Source organism: Limnohabitans sp. 2KL-1 (assembly GCF_003063435.1).
Taxonomy (GTDB): domain Bacteria; phylum Pseudomonadota; class Gammaproteobacteria; order Burkholderiales; family Burkholderiaceae_C; genus Limnohabitans_A.
In genome coordinates this window covers 23,157-41,528 of the sequence record NZ_NESL01000012.1, presented here as the reverse complement: position 1 = coordinate 41,528, position 18,372 = coordinate 23,157, and the positions used below count along the sequence as shown (strand labels likewise).

At 65.0% G+C, this 18,372-nt stretch carries 19 protein-coding genes; 10 read left to right on the top strand and 9 right to left on the bottom strand.

Translation table 11 applies throughout. The features are described from left to right. Positions 1 to 47: 47 nt before the first annotated feature. From bchO to B9Z47_RS16410, 5 genes are all read right to left on the bottom strand, one after another. Positions 48 to 941 (bottom strand): alpha/beta fold hydrolase BchO, encoded by an 894-nt coding sequence (gene bchO, locus B9Z47_RS16430; protein ID WP_108332301.1) that lies wholly within the window; start codon positions 939 to 941, stop codon positions 48 to 50. Between the two features lie 6 nt (positions 942 to 947). After that, positions 948 to 2,954: a magnesium chelatase subunit D gene (locus B9Z47_RS16425; protein WP_108332300.1), complete on the bottom strand. Its 2,007-nt coding sequence runs from the start codon at positions 2,952 to 2,954 to the stop codon at positions 948 to 950. A gap of 134 nt (positions 2,955 to 3,088) precedes the next feature. After that, entirely contained in the window at positions 3,089 to 4,114 is a 1,026-nt protein-coding gene (gene bchI / locus B9Z47_RS16420; protein ID WP_108332299.1) for a magnesium chelatase ATPase subunit I, read from the bottom strand. Positions 4,115 to 4,179: 65 nt separating this feature from the next. Next, on the bottom strand, positions 4,180 to 5,541 hold the full coding sequence (locus B9Z47_RS16415) for a Coenzyme F420 hydrogenase/dehydrogenase, beta subunit C-terminal domain (RefSeq protein ID WP_233253847.1): 1,362 nt from the start codon (positions 5,539 to 5,541) through the stop codon (positions 4,180 to 4,182). A gap of 13 nt (positions 5,542 to 5,554) precedes the next feature. Further along, positions 5,555 to 6,145, bottom strand: coding sequence for an NnrU family protein (locus tag B9Z47_RS16410; RefSeq protein ID WP_108332298.1), 591 nt, complete (start codon positions 6,143 to 6,145; stop codon positions 5,555 to 5,557). Between the two features lie 208 nt (positions 6,146 to 6,353). On the opposite strand from B9Z47_RS16410, the gene B9Z47_RS16405 reads away from it, so the two are divergent. The 10 genes from B9Z47_RS16405 (at position 6,354) to ccmI (ending at position 14,291) form a co-directional block, all read left to right on the top strand. Further along, positions 6,354 to 6,680, top strand: coding sequence for a high-potential iron-sulfur protein (locus B9Z47_RS16405; RefSeq protein WP_199226452.1), 327 nt, complete (start codon positions 6,354 to 6,356; stop codon positions 6,678 to 6,680). A gap of 347 nt (positions 6,681 to 7,027) precedes the next feature. Continuing rightward, positions 7,028 to 7,684 carry a cytochrome c biogenesis heme-transporting ATPase CcmA gene (gene ccmA, locus B9Z47_RS16400; protein ID WP_108332296.1) on the top strand — a complete coding sequence of 219 codons (657 nt, stop codon included), beginning with the start codon at positions 7,028 to 7,030 and terminating at the stop codon, positions 7,682 to 7,684. After that, positions 7,681 to 8,385, top strand: coding sequence for a heme exporter protein CcmB (ccmB, locus tag B9Z47_RS16395; protein ID WP_108332295.1), 705 nt, complete (start codon positions 7,681 to 7,683; stop codon positions 8,383 to 8,385). Before ccmA ends, ccmB begins: the two co-directional genes overlap by 4 nt. Positions 8,386 to 8,395: 10 nt before the next feature. Beyond that, positions 8,396 to 9,154: a heme ABC transporter permease CcmC gene (gene ccmC / locus B9Z47_RS16390; RefSeq protein ID WP_233253846.1), complete on the top strand. Its 759-nt coding sequence runs from the start codon at positions 8,396 to 8,398 to the stop codon at positions 9,152 to 9,154. Continuing rightward, positions 9,151 to 9,348, top strand: coding sequence for a heme exporter protein CcmD (gene ccmD, locus B9Z47_RS16385; protein ID WP_108332293.1), 198 nt, complete (start codon positions 9,151 to 9,153; stop codon positions 9,346 to 9,348). Before ccmC ends, ccmD begins: the two co-directional genes overlap by 4 nt. Beyond that, entirely contained in the window at positions 9,345 to 9,791 is a 447-nt protein-coding gene (ccmE, locus tag B9Z47_RS16380; RefSeq protein WP_108332292.1) for a cytochrome c maturation protein CcmE, read from the top strand. Before ccmD ends, ccmE begins: the two co-directional genes overlap by 4 nt. A 30-nt stretch (positions 9,792 to 9,821) precedes the next feature. Further along, positions 9,822 to 11,879: a heme lyase CcmF/NrfE family subunit gene (locus B9Z47_RS16375; RefSeq protein WP_108332291.1), complete on the top strand. Its 2,058-nt coding sequence runs from the start codon at positions 9,822 to 9,824 to the stop codon at positions 11,877 to 11,879. Then, positions 11,876 to 12,499 (top strand): redoxin family protein, encoded by a 624-nt coding sequence (locus tag B9Z47_RS16370; protein ID WP_233253845.1) that lies wholly within the window; start codon positions 11,876 to 11,878, stop codon positions 12,497 to 12,499. Before B9Z47_RS16375 ends, B9Z47_RS16370 begins: the two co-directional genes overlap by 4 nt. After that, positions 12,496 to 13,047, top strand: a complete 552-nt coding sequence (locus B9Z47_RS16365; RefSeq protein WP_233253844.1) for a cytochrome c-type biogenesis protein — start codon at positions 12,496 to 12,498, stop codon at positions 13,045 to 13,047. Before B9Z47_RS16370 ends, B9Z47_RS16365 begins: the two co-directional genes overlap by 4 nt. Beyond that, positions 13,047 to 14,291: a c-type cytochrome biogenesis protein CcmI gene (gene ccmI / locus B9Z47_RS16360; protein ID WP_108332289.1), complete on the top strand. Its 1,245-nt coding sequence runs from the start codon at positions 13,047 to 13,049 to the stop codon at positions 14,289 to 14,291. Before B9Z47_RS16365 ends, ccmI begins: the two co-directional genes overlap by 1 nt. A gap of 117 nt (positions 14,292 to 14,408) precedes the next feature. Here the strand turns inward: ccmI and hemE are convergent, their stop codons facing one another. The 4 genes from hemE to B9Z47_RS16340 all read right to left on the bottom strand — a co-directional run bounded on the left by hemE (position 14,409) and on the right by B9Z47_RS16340 (position 18,372). Beyond that, positions 14,409 to 15,527 (bottom strand): uroporphyrinogen decarboxylase, encoded by a 1,119-nt coding sequence (hemE, locus tag B9Z47_RS16355; RefSeq protein WP_108332288.1) that lies wholly within the window; start codon positions 15,525 to 15,527, stop codon positions 14,409 to 14,411. A gap of 96 nt (positions 15,528 to 15,623) precedes the next feature. Continuing rightward, the gene (locus B9Z47_RS19235) at positions 15,624 to 16,370 is read right to left on the bottom strand and encodes a DUF411 domain-containing protein (RefSeq protein ID WP_158271704.1); all 747 of its coding nucleotides are present in this window, start codon (positions 16,368 to 16,370) and stop codon (positions 15,624 to 15,626) included. Between the two features lie 13 nt (positions 16,371 to 16,383). Further along, positions 16,384 to 16,893 carry a plastocyanin/azurin family copper-binding protein gene (locus B9Z47_RS16345; RefSeq protein ID WP_108332287.1) on the bottom strand — a complete coding sequence of 170 codons (510 nt, stop codon included), beginning with the start codon at positions 16,891 to 16,893 and terminating at the stop codon, positions 16,384 to 16,386. Positions 16,894 to 16,959: 66 nt separating this feature from the next. Beyond that, positions 16,960 to 18,372 carry a multicopper oxidase family protein gene (locus B9Z47_RS16340; protein WP_108332286.1) on the bottom strand — a complete coding sequence of 471 codons (1,413 nt, stop codon included), beginning with the start codon at positions 18,370 to 18,372 and terminating at the stop codon, positions 16,960 to 16,962.

Genomic DNA, 18,372 nt, shown 5'->3' with positions numbered 1-18,372 from the left:
TTGAAACTACCACAGACTCAGCGCCGCAAAGCGCGTGTGGATTTGCGTCAAATGCCGCAGCTGCGCAGGATGAATGAAGCCGTGCCCGCCGGGTCCTGTTCGTGGGCCAGATGACCCAGGCCCGCTTGGACGTGCAGACGCGCTTGTGGCAAGCGCTGGCAGGCCTCGTCGGCCAAGGCGGGGGGCACGGTTTGGTCTTGTGCGCCGATGTGCATGAACACCGGGTTGCGGATCTCGTGCAGGCGTGCGGCCAAGGGCTTGAGCCGCCAGGCCGCCATCATCGACAACACGCCGTGCACATGGCCCGAGTCGCTCAGCACGCGGGTGTACAGATCGATCCCTTGCGCGTCGAGCGAAGAGCCAGTGCGTGCGATCCATTCGGCCACCGCACCGGGTTTGGCCGCCAGCTTGGCGGTGGCCCAGGCTGAGAGCGGGTTGAGCGCCGCTAATTTTGCGGCAGGGCCGAACAGCCAAGAGGCCACGCCTGGCAAGGGCAACCAGGCCGGGTTCAGACCGATCAGGGTGCTGCGCGAGACGCTGTCAAAGTGCAGCGCCATGTGTGCGGCAATCGCCGCACCTGCCGAATGGCCCACGATGACCTGCGGCGTGAGATTGAGTTGCAGCATCAATGCGCGCAAGCCCTCGGCCATGCCGGGCAGCGACAGCGCGCCCTCGGGGCCCCGGCTGGTGAAGGCATGTCCGGGCAGGTCGGGCGCGACCACGGTGAAGTGCTGGGCCAAAGTGGGCAGCAAGCCACGCCAGCTGAAGCTGCCCGAGCCTGTGCCGTGCAAAAGCAGCATGCAGGGGCCTTGGCCCAGCTGCTGCACATGCCACTGGATACCGCCCGCTTGCACCAAGCGGCTGTGCTGCGCGTGCGGCCAAATGCTGGGGTTGGCTTGGTGCGCGGCCCAGGACATGCCGGGGTAAAAACTTTCAAACATGGCGGTTCATGCGCCGGGGCTGCGCACGCGCTCGATGGCGTGTGCCATGCGTTGCGACTGCACCTGTGGCATGGGCAGGTAGCTCGCGCCCATGGTGGCGGCCAGTTGCTGCGCTTGCGCGTCGGGCTGCATGGACGTGTCGATCCACAAGGCGCGGTGGCCACTCAGACGCCACTGCTGGCCCCAGCTCTGGGCGTCGGTTTGCGCTTGGGCGCGGCCGCCCAGGCCTTGCAGGGTCACGTTGGCGCGACCATCGCTCAGCACCACCAGGATGGGCGTGACGCCCTGGCGCTGCAGCTGCGCCGCTTGCTCGTGCGCCATTTTGAGGGCCAGGGCCAGCGGGGTACCACCGCCGCCAGGCAGGCCGGTCATGGCGCGTTTGGCGCGCACCAGCGAGCGCGTCATGGGCAGCAGCAGCTGCGCCTGCGCGCCCCGAAACGCCACGATGCACACGCTGTCACGCCGCGCATAGGACTGCTGCAGCAGCAACTCGACCGCGCCTTTGGCTTCGGCCAGACGCTGCAGCGCGGCAGAGCCCGAAGCGTCGAGCGCGAGGATCAGGCAGCTGGAGGCGCGTTGTTGGTAGCGCTGGATGTGGAAGTCTTCGGCGCGGATGGCCACGCGGCCACGCGGCAGGATGGCGTGGTTTTGATCCGCAGAGCTTGGGTTGTGCTTGCTCGCTGCAGGGCTCGTTTGTCGAGCGGCTTTCGTGCCCGGGCTGGGTGTGTTCGATGGGGGCAGCGCATGCAGCGGCGCGGCCTGCCGCAAGCGTTGCTTGGGCGCGGCGGCGCGCAAGGTGGCCAGCACATGCAAGCGCGCTTGACCGCCGGGGCGGCCCGGGCGCGGGGGCAGGGGGCGACCTCGCTGTGAGCCTGCGCGGGTTTGGCCGCTGCGCCCGGACGTGTTGTGGCTGGCCGCACCCTGGCGCGTCATCAGCGCGTCGAGCATGTGCGGCGGCAAACTGGCCAGGGCGGCGGCGACCATCATTTCCTGTAAATCTTCGGCGCTGGGTTCGGTGTTTTGTTCGGGTGGTGGGTCAGGGTCTTGGGCGTCGTCAGTGTTTTGTCCAGCGTCCTTGTCCGGGGCTTCGCCCGGGTCTTGGGGCGGCGGCGTGTTGTCTTCGGGCTGCTCGGTTTCAGAGGCCGCTGGTTCGGCAGACGGCTCGGCCGGCCATTGCGTGGCGCGTGGCGCGAGCACGCAGCGTGCGGCAAAGCCCAGATCATCGGCGTCCAGTGCGCTACGCCCGTTCAGCGCCGCATGGCCGCAGGCCACGCGCAGCGCCAGGCTGGGCACGCGCAAGGAGCCGATGCCCAGGCCCAAAGCCGCTGCGCACAGGGCCTGCATGTGCTCGTCGGTGGCTTGCACTTGCGGCAGGTGCTCGCGGGCGCGGGCCAGGGTGCCAGGGCTGAGCCGGATGTGCAGGCCTTCGCTGTCCGCATCCGTCTGTGCATCGCTCCCCGTATTTGAATCGGCCCACCCCACATGCATGTCGCTGGGCGAGAGGTCGTGCAGGTCCAGCCACACGCCCAGGCGCTCTGCCAAAGCCGCGCCCACGCCGGGCTCGTCAGGCAAGGATTCGTCGAGCGCGACCACGCCAAAGCGGGTGATCGTTGGTTCAGCGCTGTGGCGCGTGGGGGGCACCTGGCCTTGTTCGAGGGCTTGCACCAAAGGGGCCAACAGGGCGGGGGACAGGCGTTCGGCCATCGGCAGGCACACCAGCCCTTGGTCGGCTTGTTGCAGCAAGCCCGCTTGGCTGTGCAGCTGCCCGGTTTGCAGGGTGTGGGCCAGGTCGATGCCGCCCAGCAGCCGCTCGCTGTCCACCGATCCGGGCACTTTGACCAAGCCGATACCGAGGCCCATCAAAGCTTGCAGCCAGCGCTCGCGCACCGGGCCGTGCGGTGCGCGCAGGCACACGCCGCCAAAACCGTGCGGGTCGATTTGCAGCAGCTGCAGCGTGGTGAGCGCGTCGTTCCAGCGCTCCAGCGGGTCAGGGGATGAGGCTTCGCGGGTCATGCGGTGGCTGAACAGCGGCTGTGCAGGCGCGTTGCCTGTGGTGCAACGGGGCGGTGTCCACGAGCACCCATCGCGGCGAGGGCGCTGCTCCTACAGGGGAGAGTCAGTGCAAACATGGGTGCCTGATCAAGCGCTCAGGCGGCCAGCACTTCTTGCAGGCTGCGCTGCACGCGCGCGCCTGAGTCGGTGTCGTCCAGCGGGTTGCGGCGCAGGCGGTGGCGCAGGGCCAGCGGGGCCATGCTTTGCAGATGTTCGGCCTTCACCGCTTTGTGGCCTTGCAGCGCGGCATAGGCGCGGGTGGCGCGCAGCAGCGTGAGCTCGGCGCGCAGGCCGTCGGTGCCCAGTTGCTGGCACAGGCGGGCGCACAGCATCAGCATGTCGTCGCTGACCTGCACCTGGTCCAGCAAGTCACGCGCCTTGAGGATGCGCTTTTGCAGCTTCAGGTTGTCCTTGTGCCACAGCGCCTTGAAGGCCTCTGGGTCTTTGTCGAAGGCGTCGCGGCGCTTGATGATGCTCACGCGCAGCGCCAGGTCTTGCGGCGTGCGCACCTGCACCGACAGGCCAAAGCGGTCGAGCAATTGCGGGCGTAGCTCGCCTTCTTCGGGGTTGCCGCTGCCCACCAGCACAAAGCGGGCGGGGTGGCGCACGCTCAGGCCTTCGCGTTCGACCAGGTTCTCGCCCGAGGCGGCCACGTCAATCAGCAGGTCCACCAAGTGGTCGTCCAGCAGATTGACTTCGTCGATGTACAAAAAGCCCCGGTGCGCTTGCGCCAACAGGCCGGGCGCGAATTCTTTGACGCCCTGCGACAGGGCTTTTTCGAGGTCGAGCGCGCCGACCACGCGGTCTTCGGTCGCGCCCAAGGGCAGGTCAACTACCGCTACGGGTTGGCGCTCGGTGGCGATTTTGCTTTTCGGGTCCCGGGCTTTGCAGACCGGGCAGGCCCCTGCGGGTTTGGCCGGGTCGCAGCGGTAAGGGCAGCCCTTGACCACCTGGATGGGTGGCAACAGGTCGGCAAGCGCCCGCACGGCAGTCGATTTGCCGGTGCCACGGTCACCCAGCACCAGCACGCCGCCGATCGACGGGTCCACCGCCACCACTTGGATGGCGAGGGTCATTTCATCTTGACCAACGATGGCCGCGAAAGGGAAGGTCAATGCCATGGGGCGTCCCGCAAAACTGTTCTCAAGCCATCATCTAAAAGACACGGCAAAGTGTCAAGTTAAATTTACAGTTTGTGATTGGGGTTGTCCACGGAATCGGACAGCCGGGAGATTTGGGGCGCAATGGCCTCGGGTTTCGCCTCGGGTTTCAGGCCATAACGGGCCGCCAAATCCCACACATGCTGCGGCAGCATGTTCTTGATGCGCGCCGGGGCTTCGCGGCGCAGGTGCAGGATGGACTCGATGGCCTTCATCTCGACCCGGGCGCGGGCAAACTCCAGGCCGCGTGGGCCGACCCGGGGCATGAGCCAGTTGACCAGCGGCTTGATCCAGGCCGGCATGCGCCGCAGCGGCAGGCCGCCGGCGGCGCGTTCGGTGTTGGCCATGAAGCCGCGCACCGGGCCTTCTCTTTTGCCCCGGCTGATGGGGTCGCTGGTGACCAATTGGCCGCGAATGCCGTCCAACACCGCTTGCCCCCGTGCGTTGCGCACCAGCAACCATTGCTGGCCATGTCCGCCCATGTAACCCACGGTGATGTCTGCCAGCACATTGGTGTAGTCCACGCAGGTGCGGCAGGTCAGTGGGAAAAAGTCCGGTGGCAAGGTCGAGAGCGGCAGGTTCAAAAACGGGATCAGGCGCTTGCTGCCCTGGTCGGTGCGCACTTCCACCTTGTAGTCGGCGCGAAACTCCACATAGCTGATGTCCTGCGGCCGGTCCGAGATCAGGCCCAGGAACTGGTGAAAGTTTTCGGTCGTGGTGTTGTCAGAACACGGCGTGCCGATCACGTAGAGCTGCGCCAGGCCTTGCTCGCGTTCAAGCTGCGGCTGGATGGCGCGCAGGGCGTAAATTTGGCAGGGGATGCCGATCACGGCCAGGCGCTTGTGGCCTTGGGCGAGTGCCGGCTCCACCAGGCTCAGCAGCGGCGCGTAGCCCATGCGCATGCCCCGGCACTGCGCCATGTCCTCAGCGCGGGTGACCAGCAATGGGCGTGGCCGCCAGCGGTCATGCGGGTCGGCGGCCATGGCGATGACGGCATCGACCAGGCCTTTTTCGAGCAGCACTTCGGCCAGCCGGGTGGTGATGCCGGTCCACTGCGCGCCGCTGGTGGGCGGGTCCAGGCGGGCGCTCAGGATTTGTTGGTAAGGCCCGAAAAACAGCTCGTCAGGTTGAGCGGTTTGGGCTTGGTGCCCGGCCGTGTCTTGTTGGCGCGCCCGGCCGTGTACCCGGCGCTCCAGCCCCGGGTAGTCGGGCTGGATGAACTGGCAGGCTTGGCCGCAGCGTTTGGGATCCTGGGTGCGCGAGAGGCCGCAGTCGGTGCACAGCTTGCGGCTTGGGGCCGTTGGGCTGGCGCGACGGGTGTCGGATGCGTCCAGCGCCTGGCTGTCCCGCCCGAGAGCAGATGCAACTGAAGAGGGCTTGTCCTGCACCGTGCGCCTGCGTTCAGCCTGCGCGTGTGAGCGGCATCACGCCGACCAGCCAAAGGTGCAGGCCGCCCATCACGAAGGCGGCCCAGACACCTGTGCCCAGCACCACCGCGAGCAAGGTGCCCAGCAACGTGCCTTCGGGGGCGGAGTGCAGGCTCATCCGGTCGCGCTGGCGGGCGGCGCGGAACACCCACACCGACCAAACCAGAAAGCCGCCAAACAGCATGACATCGGCCAGGTTGCCATTCGACAACAAATGGCCCAGTGCCCAGACCTTGACCGACAGCGTCATCGGGTGACGCAATCGGGTTTTGATCTGGTTGCGCGGCACATAGGTGGCCACCAGCAAGACCATGGCGAACCACATCAGCAGGGCGGTGGCGTGCTGCATGCCACGCGGGGGCGTCCAGAGCACCACCGGTGCCAGGCGAGCCAGGCCGTAGCCTTGCACGATCAGGTACAAGCCCGCCAAGGAGATGAGGGTGTACAGCCCCTTGAAACCCATCGGACCCCAGCGGTTGATCACGCTTTTGCGCCATTGCGGGGCCAAGCTTTGCGTGGAGTGGATGCCCAAAAAGAGCGTCAAACCGATCAACAGTTGCAGCATTGAAAACCTTTGTTTCTGGCCATGAGCCTGTGAAGCCAAGATCGCATTCTGACATGGACCTGTCCATCGTGGTTGACATGGGCGACGCGGCGTCTTTCCTGTGTGAATTGCTCAGGTATCGCAGGGACAGTGACAAAGTGACTCATCTGGCGCACAATGAACTGTCCAGTATCTTCTGGCTGTCCCTTTCTTTCTCAGGAGGCCCTCGATGTCCCGTTTTTCTTCTATTTCCCCGAATCGCCGCGTGTTCATGATGCAAGTGGCCACTGCTGCCACTGCCGTGATGGCCGTGAGCGAGGCTTCGGCTCAGGCCATGGTCGATGAAAAAGACCCTCAAGCTGCGGGCTTGGCCTACAAAGCCGACGCCAGCAAAGTGGACAAGGCCAAGAACCCCAAGTTCGCTGCCGGTGCCAATTGCGCCAACTGCGCCTTGTACCAAGGCAAGGCCGGTGCTGCTTCGGGTGGTTGCCCCCTGTTTGCCGGTAAACAAGTGGCTGCCAAGGGTTGGTGCTCGGCTTGGGCCAAAAAGGCCTGATGTCCAGCGCATCCTGACCGGGCTTTGCCCTGATGAAAAAACCGCCTTCGGGCGGTTTTTTCATGGGCAGTCAGGGGCCTGCAATCAAGTCGCAGGACGCCCCTGGGCTTGTGAGGCCATGTCCACGGTAAGCCCCATGCCGCCGTCAGGCCGGGCTCGTTTTGCGCTGGGCCGCAGCACTGAATGCCCACACAGGCGGGGTTTCTGCCCCCTGAAATTCGACTTTTACAGCCCCTCAAACCACGGGCTTACCCTGATTTCCGGGCTTTAACCGGGACATTGAATACACAAAGTGTCAATCCAGCATTACACTTTGCTTTGTCTTCAACCGACCGGAAAGCCCCGCGATGGCGTCTTGGGTACTGAAAGCGATGGATCTGGCCTGCCAAAAGGCCCAGAGGACCTTGTTCGAGGGCGTGAGCTTTTCCGTCGCTGCAGGCAGTTGGTTGCACATCGAGGGCGACAACGGTTGCGGCAAAACCAGCCTGTTGCGCATCGTATGCGGACTGGCCCCAGCGGCCCAAGGCCAGGTGCATTGGCCCAAGGCCCCGGTGGGCAGTTCGCCAGACGCGTCCTTTTGCCGCCCGGACCGCTCGGTGCTGCATTACATCGGCCACGCGCTGGGCCTCAAACCCGATTTGACCGCTTGTGAAAACCTGTGCCTGGATGCCCAAGTCAGCGGCCTGTCGCTCAGCCGGGCGCAGGCCCTGCAGGCTTTGCAGGCACAAGGCCTGACCAGCCGCGCCCATTTGCCGGTGCGTGTGTTGTCGCAAGGCCAGCGCCAGGGTGTGGCCTTGGCGCGTTTGCGCACCAGCCCGGCGCCCCTGTGGGTGCTGGACGAGCCCTTGGTGGGCCTGGATGCGCAAGCCACTGCCACTGCGCGTGCTTTGCTGCAAGAACATGTGAACCAGGGCGGGGCCATTGTCATGACCAGCCACCACGATGTGCAGCTGCAAGGCCCGGGAGCACGCTTGCGCTTGGGCGGCGGGACGCGGTCGGCATGAACGCGCAGACCGCTTTGCCCCTGCCGTTCGGCCCCTGGCACGCCCTGCGCGGCTTGTTGCGGCGCGATGTGCGGCTGGCGTTTCGCCGCAAGTCCGAGTGGCTCGGCGGTGTGTTTTTCTTTGTGCTGGTGGCGGCCCTGTTTCCGCTGGCCATCGGCCCCGAGCCGGCCATGTTGCGGGCCATTGGACCGGGGGTGTTGTGGGTGGCGGCCTTGCTGGCGAGCATGCTGAGCCTGGGCCGCTTGTTCGAGTCGGACCATCAGGACGGCAGCCTGGAACAGATGGCCTTGTCCGCTGCGCCTTTGTCCTGGCTGGTGTCGGCCAAGGTGGTGGCGCACTGGTTGATCTCGGGCTTGCCCCTGGTGCTGTTGTCGCCTTTGCTGGGTTTGCAGTTTGCGCTGGACAGCCAGGCCTTGGGCATGCTGGCCTTGACGCTGTTGATCGGCACACCGGTGCTGTCCTTGCTGGGGGCGATCGGTGCCGCGCTCACCTTGGGCGTGCGCGGAGGGGGCGTGCTGCAGTCTTTGTTGCTGTTGCCTTTGTATGTGCCGGTGCTGGTGTTTGGCACGGGCGCGGTCGATGCGCAGATGCGCGGCCTGGGCGCTGAGGCGCATGTTTCGGTTTTGTTGGCGTTGTTGCTGGGGGCGGCCGCTTTCAGCCCCTGGGCCTGCACCGCCGCTTTGCGCCTGGCGCTGGAATGAAGGATTGACCATGAAGCTCTTTCATTACGCCGCGCCGCAAAACTTTTACCCCCTGGCCGGACGCTTGTGGCCGTGGTGTGCGGCCGTGGCCAGCGTGCTGGCGCTGGCGGGCTTGTGGGTGGGCTTCATGCTGGCACCCGCCGATGCGCAGCAGGGGCAGGCGTACCGCATCATTTACATCCATGTGCCGGTGTCCTGGATGGCCATGGTGATTTACCTGGCGATGGCGTTCTGGAGTGTGCTGACGCTGGCCTTCCAGACGCGCCTGTCGGCCCTGATGACCCATGCGCTCGCCCCGACCGGGGCTTTGCTGGCTTTCCTGTCGCTGTGGACCGGGGCCTTGTGGGGCAAGCCGATGTGGGGCACCTATTGGGTCTGGGACGCGCGGCTGACCTCGATGCTGATCTTGCTGTTTTTGTACCTGGGATACATCGCCTTGACCTCGGCGATCGAAGACCCGCGCCGCGCAGACCGCGCAGGCGCGCTGGTGGCCCTGGTCGGCGTGGTCAATGTGCCCATCATTTATTTTTCGGTGAAGTGGTGGAACACCTTGCACCAAGGGGCCTCGGTGTCACTGACGCAATCGCCCCGCATGGCCAGCGTGATGCTGACCGGCATGCTGCTCATGACGCTGGCTTTGTGGCTGTATGCAGTGGCCGTGGCGTTGTGGCGTGTGCGCAGCGGCATTTTGCTGCGCGAAAGCCATGCGGCCTGGGTGCAGCAGTTGCCCGAAGTGCGCGCCCGTCTGGCGCTGAGAGGCATCGCATGATTTGGCACAACGCAGCCGACTTTTGGGCCATGGGCGGCTACGCCGTCTACGTCTGGGGCAGTGTGGGCGTGAGCGTGGCCTTGTTGGCGCTGGAAGTGCTGCTGACCCGCTGGGGCCGACAGCAGGCACTGGACAGGGTGTGCGAAGCGCTGCAGGCCGGTGCCCTGGTCCAATCGGCTGGAGATGCTTCATGAAAAGCCGTCACCAGCGACTGCTGGGCATGGGTTTGGGCTTGCTGCTGTTGGCGGGTGCGGCTTATTTTGTGTTGAACGCGTTTCAGAGCAACCTGGTTTTTTTCTTCACGCCCACCCAGGTGGCGGCGGGCGAAGCGCCCAAGGACGGCAGCTTTCGCGTGGGTGGCCTGGTCAAACCGGGCAGTGTGCAAAGGCAAGACCTGGCGGTCGAATTTGTCGTGACCGACACGCAACGCGAAGTGCCGGTGCGCTATGTGGGCTTGTTGCCCGACTTGTTCAAGGAAGGCAAGGGCGTGGTGGCGCAAGGCCGTCTGGACGGCGGTCGCCTGTTCGTGGCCAGCGAGGTGCTGGCCAAGCACGATGAAAACTACATGCCGCCCGAGGCCCAGCACGCGCTGGACGAGGCGGCCAGAGCCCGCGTGGGCGCGGCGGTGTCGCGATGACGCGCACCGTCACAGAAACAGGAGCCGTGCATGTGGCCTGAAGTGGGCCATCTGGCCTTGACCATGGCGGCCTGGGTGGCCTTGCTGCAGGCGGTGCTGCCGCTGTGGGGCAGCCTGTCGGTGCGTCGCGCGGGTTGGCAGGCGCTGGCGAGGCCCTTGGCGCTGCTGCAGCTGGGCTTGATCGCCCTGGCCTTTGGCGCTTTGTGGCACGCGTTTGTGGTGCACGACTTCAGCGTCAAGTATGTGGCGCAGCACTCCAACACCTTGCTGCCCACGCCCTACCGTTTGTCGGCCATCTGGGCGGGACACGAAGGCTCGCTGTTGTTGTGGGTCTTCATGCTGGCCTTGTGGTCGGTGGCGGTGGGCACCTTTTCGCGCCGTTTGCCGCAGGTGCTGGTGGCGCAGGTGCTGGGGGTGATGGGCGCCGTTTCGGTGGGCTTTCTGGCCTTCATCTTGACCTTGTCCAACCCGTTTGCCCGGCAGTTTCCGCCGCCCCTTGAAGGCCGTGACCTCAGCCCGCTGTTGCAGGACCCGGGTTTGGTGATCCACCCGCCCATGCTCTACATGGGCTATGTCGGCATGTCGGTGGCCTTTGCCTTTGCCATGGCGGCGCTGTTGTCGGGACGGCTTGATGCGGCTTGGGCGCGTTGGGCGCGGCCCTGGACGGTGGCGGCCTGGGGCTTTTTGACGCTGGGCATCGCTTTGGGTTCATGGTGGGCTTATTACGAACTGGGTTGGGGCGGCTGGTGGTTTTGGGACCCGGTGGAAAACGCCTCGCTCATGCCCTGGCTGGTGGCCACGGCGCTGATCCATTCGCTCATGGTCACCGACAAGCGCGGCCAGTTCAAGGCCTGGACGGTGCTCTTGGCCATTGGTGCGTTTTCGCTCAGCTTGCTGGGCACCTTCCTTGTGCGTTCTGGCGTGTTGACTTCGGTGCATGCGTTTGCCACCGACCCGGGCCGGGGCATTTTCATCTTGTTGTTTTTGGCCGTGGTGGTGGGGGTGTCGCTGGCGCTGTTTGCCTGGCGCGCGCCGCAGTGGGCCCATGCCTCGCAGCCGGTGGTGGGTTCGCGTGAGTCATTTTTGCTGCTCAACAGCGTGCTGTTGGTGGTGGCCATGGCGGCGGTGCTGTTGGGCACTTTGTACCCATTGATCATCGACGCGCTCAACCTGGGCAAGCTGTCGGTAGGCCCGCCTTATTTTGACCGCGTGTTCGTGCCGCTGATGGTGCCGCTGCTGCTGGCCATGGTGCCGGGCACGGTGGTGCCCTGGCATGTGGCGCGCTGGGCGGCGGTGCGTTCGGTGTGGGTGCCGGGTGCACTCGCGCTGGGGCTGGCCAGTGCCTGGGCCAGTTGGGGCGGTGCGCCTGCGACCGATGCAGGCACTGCAGTGGGCACCACGGCCGGAGGCTGGATCACGGTGATGGGGGGCACGCTGGGCGGCTGGATCGCGTTGTCGGGGGCGTGGCAAATCGGCCAGCGCTGGCGTTTGCCGGGCTCGCCAGGGCTGGCCTGGTGGGGCATGCATGTGGCGCATGTGGGCGTGGCGGTGCTGGTGCTGGGCATCACGGGCGTCAAGTCGTTTCAGGTCGAGCGCGATGTGCGCATGGGTCTGGGCGACGAAGTCACCGTGGCCGGCTACCGCTACCGCTTGCTGGAAGTGGGCAACCAACTGGGCCCGAACTATCTGGCGCTGCGCGGGCAATTGGCGGTGTTTGAAGGCGACCAGCGCGTGCGCACGCTCACGCCTGAAAAGCGCCGCTATGTGTCCAGCGCCATGCCCATGACCGAAGCCGCGATCGACAGCTCCTTGTGGCGCGATCTGTACGTGTCTTTGGGCGAACCTCTGGCAGGCGAGCCGCCGCAGTGGAGTTTTCGGATTTACCACAAGCCTTTCGTGTCCTGGATCTGGCTGGGTGCGGTGTTCATGGTGCTGGGCGGGGGCCTGGCGGCGTTCGACCGGCGTTACCGTCAGAAAGCCGCCGTGCCCAGGCTTTCGGGCATGCCCATGCCGACAAGCGCTGGGCACAGGCCGATTGGGGGCCAGCCAGTCGCCGTGTCCCCGGTCGCGTCGGGGGCTGCACCATGAGCGCGCACAACACGGGCAGGGCGGTCACACCCAAGCGCATGCGCCCTTGGGTGCTCATGCCCTTGCTTGTTTTCATGGGCTTGGTGGCGTTTTTGGCGGTGGGTCTGAACCGCAACCCCAAGGAAATTCCTTCACCGTTGATCGGTCAGCCCGCACCGGTGTTTGCGTTGCCCGTGCTGGGTTCACCTCAGGTGTTCAGTTCAGCGCAGTTCAAAGGTCGGGTGAGTCTGGTCAATCTGTGGGCCACCTGGTGCGCGGGTTGCCGTGAAGAGCATCCGCTGCTGCTGGCCTTGTCGCAACAGCCGGGGGTGCAGATGGTGGGTCTCAATTACAAAGAGCTGCAGGCCTCGGAGCTGGCGGGGAAAAGCCCCTTGGGGCCCGAGGCGGTGCAGCAAGCCACAGCCCGCAGCCAGGCCTGGTTGCAAAAGCATGGCCAGGCTTTTCATGTGAATCTGCTCGATCTGGATGGCCGTGTGGGCATGGATTGGGGCGTGTATGGTTTGCCCGAAACCTATCTGGTGGACCGTGAGGGCGTGGTGCGGTTCAAGCACGCCGGGGCTTTGACGCCCGAGGTCTTGCAGCAACAACTGCTGCCCTTGCTGCGGAGTTTGCAGCCATGAAGCGGGCTCAGTCATCTCTTGTGCGGGCCTTGGCCTGTGTGCGGACGATGTGCCGTACGGCTGGCTTGGTCGGCGCTATCGGTTTGGGGTTGGGGCTGCTGGGGGTGGGGGTGGGCGCGTGGGCACAAGCGGGCTTGCCTGCGGTGCAGCCCAGTGCCCCGCAGCAGGCCGAGGCGCCGTTGCCTGCGCAGGCCCAGGCGCGCTGGAACCACATCGCGTCCGAGCTGCGTTGCCTGGTCTGCCAGAACGAATCGCTGGCGTCTTCCAACGCCGAGTTGGCGGTCGATCTGCGGCGTGAAGTGCGCAGCCTGATCGACAAAGGCCAAAGCGATGCCGAGATTCGCGCTTTTCTGGTCAGCCGTTACGGTGACTTTGTGCTGTACCGACCCGAGCTCAAGCCTGTCACCTGGCTGCTGTGGTTCGGGCCGTTTGCCTTGCTGCTGCTGGCGCTGGCGGTGGCGCTGCGCCTGATGCGCCGCCAGCCTGCAACGCCGCCGCCCTTGACCGACCGCGAGCGCGAAGGCGTTCGCCAACTTCTGGAGCCTTGATGTCGTCCATGCCGCCCGGGTGGGTCTTGTTGCTGGTGCTGGTGTTGCTGAGTGCACTGGCTGGCGGGGTGTTGCAACGCGCCCTGAAAAAACAGCTTGCACCCGAGGCGCAGGCAGATCGGCAAGCCCAGACCCACCATCGCATCTTGCGCCAGCATCTGGCCGATCTGGACCAGGCCCTGGCCGATGGCCAGTTGAGCCCGGTGCAGCACGCGGCAGCACGCGACGATGTCATGCGCCAAGTGCTCAGCGACACCGCCATGGGGCAGGGCAGCGGTGGTGTGGCGTCTTTGGCAAGGGTTGCGCATGCACCTGTTCGCGTGGCCTGGATCGTGCTGAGTTTGGCGCTGCTCAGTGGCTTGACTTACCTGCAATTGGGCGCTTCCCACACCTGGTGGCCAGTGCCTTTGAGCCAGCGTGTGCAGATCACCGCCGACACACCCGAGCAGCTGGCCGAGCAGACCGCGCAGTGGACGCAGAATGTGGCGTCCCATCCGGACGATGCCCAAGCCTGGTTGACCCTGGCCCGTTTGCACGCCGCCCGCCATGCACCGGCGCTGGCCGAACAAGCGTTGGCGAGGGTGCTGGCCTTGTCGCCTGAGCATGACCTGTGGATTGAGCGTGCGCAAATGAAAGCGCAAAGCGCAGGCGGCGTCTATGCAGGCGAGCCCTGGCAGTGGATAGACAGCGTGTTGAAAGCGCAGCCGCTGCACCTGAATGCGCTGGTGTTGGCGGGCAGTGCCGCCTTGTCCGAAAAACGCCCCGATGCGGCCTTGGCTTATTGGCAAAAAGCCTTGGGCCAGGTGCCTCCCGACAGCGACGCCGCACAGGGCCTGGCGCAAGCGGTGGCACAAGCGAGCGAGATGGCGCAGGCCACACCGGCTGCGCGCCCGGCGGCTGCCGGCCAGCCCCTCATTCAGGGCGAGGTGCGCGTGTCCCCCGAAGTGCAACGCCAGATCGTGGCGGGTGCGAGTTTGCTGGTGTATGCCCTGGCCGAAGACGGCGCGCGCCGCCCCGTGGCCATCTGGCGCACCCAGCCCACCCGTTGGCCGGTGCAGTTTGCCCTGAGCGACAACATGGGCATGGGTGCGCCACCGGTTTTGTCGGATTTGCCGCAGGTGCGGCTGGTGGCGCGGATTTCAAAAACCGCATCCGCTCAAAAGCAGGACGATGATTTTCAGGTGGAGCTGTCGGGCGTGAAGACTGGCGTGCAGGGCGTGGTGCTGAACATCACCGGACGCTGAGCCGTTGGGCCTGAAAGTGTGCCCTGCATCCAAACGGGCACAGGGCTGAAAGCTGATCTCCAGCAGGTCGGAGCCTGCGACTCCGACTCCGACGCCGACTCAGACGAAGAGGACTGCTCAACTTTGTCGCAACTTCCGCGAATGGCTGTGCACCGCCTCGACCAACGCCGTCACATGCTCTGGCGGGGTGTATTGGCTGATGCCGTGACCCAGGTTGAAGATGTGCGTAGGGCCGGTTTGCGTGGTGTCGGTGTGCGGCGTACCAAAGCTGTCGAGCACGCGGTGCACCTCGGTGGCGATCTGCTCGGGCGGTGCAAACAAAATGTTGGGGTCGATGTTGCCTTGCAACGCCTTGCCGGGGCCGCCCACTTGCCCGCCCACCAAGGCACGGGCGCGGCCCAGGTTCATGGTCCAGTCCAGGCCCAGCACGTCGCAGTTCAGGCCCGCCATCTCGGGCAACCACAAGCCGCCGCCTTTGGTGAACACGATGCTGGGGATGCGCTGACCGTTGTGCTCGGTTTTCAATTGCGAGAGGACGCGGGCCGTGTAGGCCAGGCTGAATTGTTGAAAGGCGCCATCGGCCAGCACGCCGCCCCAGCTGTCAAAGACCATGGCCGCTTGCGCACCGGCTTCGATCTGGGTGTTCAGGTACAGGGCCACGGCATCGGCATTGATTTCCAGAATGCGGTGCATCAAATCGGGGCGGCTGTACATCAAGGTCTTGACGTGGCGGTAGTCGTCCGAGCCTGCGCCCTCGACCATGTAGCAAGCCAGCGTCCAGGGGCTGCCGGAAAAGCCGATCAGCGGCACACGGCCGTTGAGTGCTTTGCGAATCGACGTCACCGCATCGAACACGTAGCGCAGCTTGTTCATGTCGGGCACGGCGAGTTCTGCCACAGCCGCTTCGTCGCGCACATTCTTGGCAAAGCGCGGGCCTTCGCCCTGGGCAAAAGACAGGCCCAGGCCCATGGCGTCGGGCACGGTGAGGATGTCGCTGAACAAAATCGAGGCGTCGAGCGGGTAACGATCGAGGGGCTGCAGCGTCACTTCGGTGGCGTAATCCACATTGGTGGCCAGGCCCATGAAGCTGCCGGCCTTGGCGCGGGTGGCGCAGTATTCGGGCAGGTAGCGCCCGGCCTGTCGCATGAGCCAGACGGGGGTGTGGTCGGTGGCCTGGCGCAGGCATGCGCGCAGGAAGGTGTCGTTTTGCAGGGGGGCGAAGGAAGATGAGTTCATGCTCTGGATTGTCGCAGGGTGTTTGGCCAGGGTCTAGCCAACAGATGACAAGCTATGGGTTCTCGACCGCCAACAAAAGACACCCGATACCTGCGCTCACATGGCCACCGCTTCGATCCTCACCACCCAATAAGCGCCGTTTTCCTGCACCGCCTGAAAGCGCACCTTCTGGCCAACCTGCAAGGCGTCGAGCTGCTCGGGATTTTTCACCTGAAACACCATGCTCATGGGCGGCATGTCTAGGTTTTTGATCTCGCCATGCTTGAGCGCCACCTTGCCTGCCGCCTTGTCGATGCGCCGCACTTCGGCCGTGGCCCAGGGCAAGGTCACTGCAGCATCGCTCACCCGTTGCACACCGCCGCGCTGCGCCATTCGGGCCTGGCCCGGGTAGCGCTGGAAGCTTTGCGTGCTGCCGTCTTTTTGCACCAGCAGCACGTCGTAGGCGTCTTTACGACCCTTGTACTCGGGGCCGTCCATGCCCGGGCTGCCAATGGGCATGCCCGGCACCGACAGGCCCAAAGCAACAGGCCGCGCCTTGAGCAGGCGGTGGATGTCGGCGGCGGGCACATGGCCCTCGATGACATAGCCGCCCACCGTGGCGGTGTGGCAAGAGCCCAGTTTTTCAGGCATGCCCAAGCGCTTGCGGGCGGCGGTGTTGCCCACATCGCGCACCGCAACCTTGAAGCCATGGGCCTGCAGGTGCTCTACCCACAGGTGGCAGCAGCCGCAGTTGGGGTCTTTCCAGACTTCGACCTGGGTGGCCTGCGCCAGCGCGCTGCGGTGGAAACCGGTGGCCGTGAGCCCCACGAAGGCTGCGGCATGGAGCCATTGGCGTCTTTGCATGGCATTTCTCCTGTTACTTGACGGTGATGCGGCCGATCATGCCCGCTTCAAAATGGCCCGGAATCAGGCAAGCAAATTCAAAGCTACCCGCCCGGTTGAAAGTCCAGACGATGCTGCCTTTCTGTCCCGCATTCACATGCGCCATGTAGGGTTCGTCGTGCTCCATGCCGGGGTGCTTTTTCATCATCTCGGCATGCGCCTTGAGCTCTTGGGGTGTGCCGATCACGATCTCGTGCAGCGTCTTGCCCGCGTTCACCGCGACCAAGCGCACGGTCTCGCCCAGTTTGACGTTGATCGCCTTGGGCGCGAAACGCATGTCGTCGGTCATGCGGATCTCAATGGTGCGCGTGACCTTTTTCGGGTCTCCGGCAATGCCCCAGTCTTTTTGCTCGGCGGGTGCAGCCTCTTGGGCTTTGCCGTGGTGGCCTGGGTGGGCCGTGGGTGAATGCGCGTGGGCCATGGGCAGTGCCAGCAGGGTCAGCAGGCCCGTGCTCAACAGCAAAGCGGTCAGTGGTTTGTTCATACAAAGTCCTTGAATGTGAATATGAAGGGCCAAGCCCCGACTCGGCGGGGACGATCAGCCGCGTGCTCAGTGGTGTTTGTGGCTTTCGGGTTTGCGTGCGTTGGCGGCAGGTGCCGCAGACGTTGAGGGCTCATCCGGTGGACGTGGTGCGGATACCGCCGGACCGGTGTACTCATAGGCTTGCGTGCCCGCCGGTTGTTTGTAATGGCCCGGGTCGCTGTAGTCGCCCGGTTTTTGATCGGCCCGCACCTTGAGCGTGGTGAACATGCCACCCATCTCGATGGGGCCATAAGGCCCGGTGCCGGTCATCATCGGGAAGGTGTTCTCGGGCAACTCCATTTCCATCTCGCCCATGTCGGCCATGCCGCGCTCACCCATGACCATGTAGTCCGGGATGAGTTTCTGGATTTTCTGCACCAGACCGCGGTGGTCGACACCGATCATGGTGGGCACGCCGTGGCCCATGGCACCCATGGTGTGGTGGCTCTTGTGGCAGTGCATGGCCCAGTCGCCGGGCTCGTCGGCGATGAATTCCAGCTGGCGCATCTGGCCCACGGCCACGTCGGTCGTCACCTCGGGCCAGCGCGCCGTTTTGGGCACGGGGCCACCGTCGGTGCCGGTCACCTCGAACTCGATGCCATGGATGTGCACTGGGTGGTTGGTCATGGTCAGGTTGCCCACGCGCACCCGCACCCGGTCGTTCAGGCGCGCCACCAGCGGGCTGATGCCGGGAAAAACCCGGCTGTTCCAGCTCCAGATGTTCTGGTCCAACATGGTGTTCACGTTGGGGGTTTTGGCGCCCGGGGTCACGTCGAACGAATTGAGCAAGAAGGCGTAATCGCGGTCCACCTCGGCGATCAGCGGGTGCTTGCCCTTGGGGTGGGTGATCCACAGGCCCATCATGCCCATGGCCATTTGGGTCATCTCGTCGGCGTGCGGGTGGTACATGAAAGTGCCGGGCCTGCGCGCCACAAATTCGTGGACAAAGGTCTTGCCCACCGGGATCTGCCTCTGGTTCAGCCCGCCCACGCCGTCCATGCCGTTGGGCAGGCGCTGGCCATGCCAATGCACGGTGGTGTGCTCGGGCAATTGGTTGGTCACAAAAATGCGCACCCGGTCGCCCTCAACCACCTCGATGGTCGGGCCGGGGCTTTGCCCGTTGTAACCCCACATGTTGACCACAAAGCCCGGTGCCATTTCGCGCACCACCGGCTCGGCCACCAGGTGGAACTCTTTCACGCCGTTTTTCATGCGAAAGGGCAAGGTCCAGCCGTTCAAGGTCACGACCGGGTTGTAAGGGCGTCCGGCACCGGTCACACCCGGCGGTGTCCAGGGCGGCGCAGTGTCGGGGCGGGTCTGGATAACGGGTTCGGGCAAGGCGGCCAGCGCGCTGCGGCTGACGGCTGTGGTGGCCACCGCTGCACCAGCGATGGAGCCTGCAGCGGCCAGGGTTTTCTGGAAAAAATCTCGGCGTTGCAT

Coding starts and splice junctions, on each gene's coding strand:
- B9Z47_RS16365 (WP_233253844.1), top strand. CDS start 12,496: ATGAAGCGGGCTCAGTCATCTCTTGTGCGGGCCTTGGCCTGTGTGCGG.
- B9Z47_RS16410 (WP_108332298.1), bottom strand. CDS start 6,145: ATGCTGCAACTGTTGATCGGTTTGACGCTCTTTTTGGGCATCCACTCC.
- B9Z47_RS16370 (WP_233253845.1), top strand. CDS start 11,876: ATGAGCGCGCACAACACGGGCAGGGCGGTCACACCCAAGCGCATGCGC.
- B9Z47_RS16405 (WP_199226452.1), top strand. CDS start 6,354: ATGTCCCGTTTTTCTTCTATTTCCCCGAATCGCCGCGTGTTCATGATG.
- B9Z47_RS19235 (WP_158271704.1), bottom strand. CDS start 16,370: ATGCAAAGACGCCAATGGCTCCATGCCGCAGCCTTCGTGGGGCTCACG.
- ccmA (WP_108332296.1), top strand. CDS start 7,028: ATGGCGTCTTGGGTACTGAAAGCGATGGATCTGGCCTGCCAAAAGGCC.
- bchO (WP_108332301.1), bottom strand. CDS start 941: ATGTTTGAAAGTTTTTACCCCGGCATGTCCTGGGCCGCGCACCAAGCC.
- ccmI (WP_108332289.1), top strand. CDS start 13,047: ATGTCGTCCATGCCGCCCGGGTGGGTCTTGTTGCTGGTGCTGGTGTTG.
- hemE (WP_108332288.1), bottom strand. CDS start 15,527: ATGAACTCATCTTCCTTCGCCCCCCTGCAAAACGACACCTTCCTGCGC.
- ccmD (WP_108332293.1), top strand. CDS start 9,151: ATGATTTGGCACAACGCAGCCGACTTTTGGGCCATGGGCGGCTACGCC.
- B9Z47_RS16425 (WP_108332300.1), bottom strand. CDS start 2,954: ATGACCCGCGAAGCCTCATCCCCTGACCCGCTGGAGCGCTGGAACGAC.
- bchI (WP_108332299.1), bottom strand. CDS start 4,114: ATGGCATTGACCTTCCCTTTCGCGGCCATCGTTGGTCAAGATGAAATG.
- B9Z47_RS16375 (WP_108332291.1), top strand. CDS start 9,822: ATGTGGCCTGAAGTGGGCCATCTGGCCTTGACCATGGCGGCCTGGGTG.
- ccmC (WP_233253846.1), top strand. CDS start 8,396: ATGAAGCTCTTTCATTACGCCGCGCCGCAAAACTTTTACCCCCTGGCC.
- B9Z47_RS16345 (WP_108332287.1), bottom strand. CDS start 16,893: ATGAACAAACCACTGACCGCTTTGCTGTTGAGCACGGGCCTGCTGACC.
- ccmE (WP_108332292.1), top strand. CDS start 9,345: ATGAAAAGCCGTCACCAGCGACTGCTGGGCATGGGTTTGGGCTTGCTG.
- B9Z47_RS16340 (WP_108332286.1), bottom strand. CDS start 18,372: ATGCAACGCCGAGATTTTTTCCAGAAAACCCTGGCCGCTGCAGGCTCC.
- ccmB (WP_108332295.1), top strand. CDS start 7,681: ATGAACGCGCAGACCGCTTTGCCCCTGCCGTTCGGCCCCTGGCACGCC.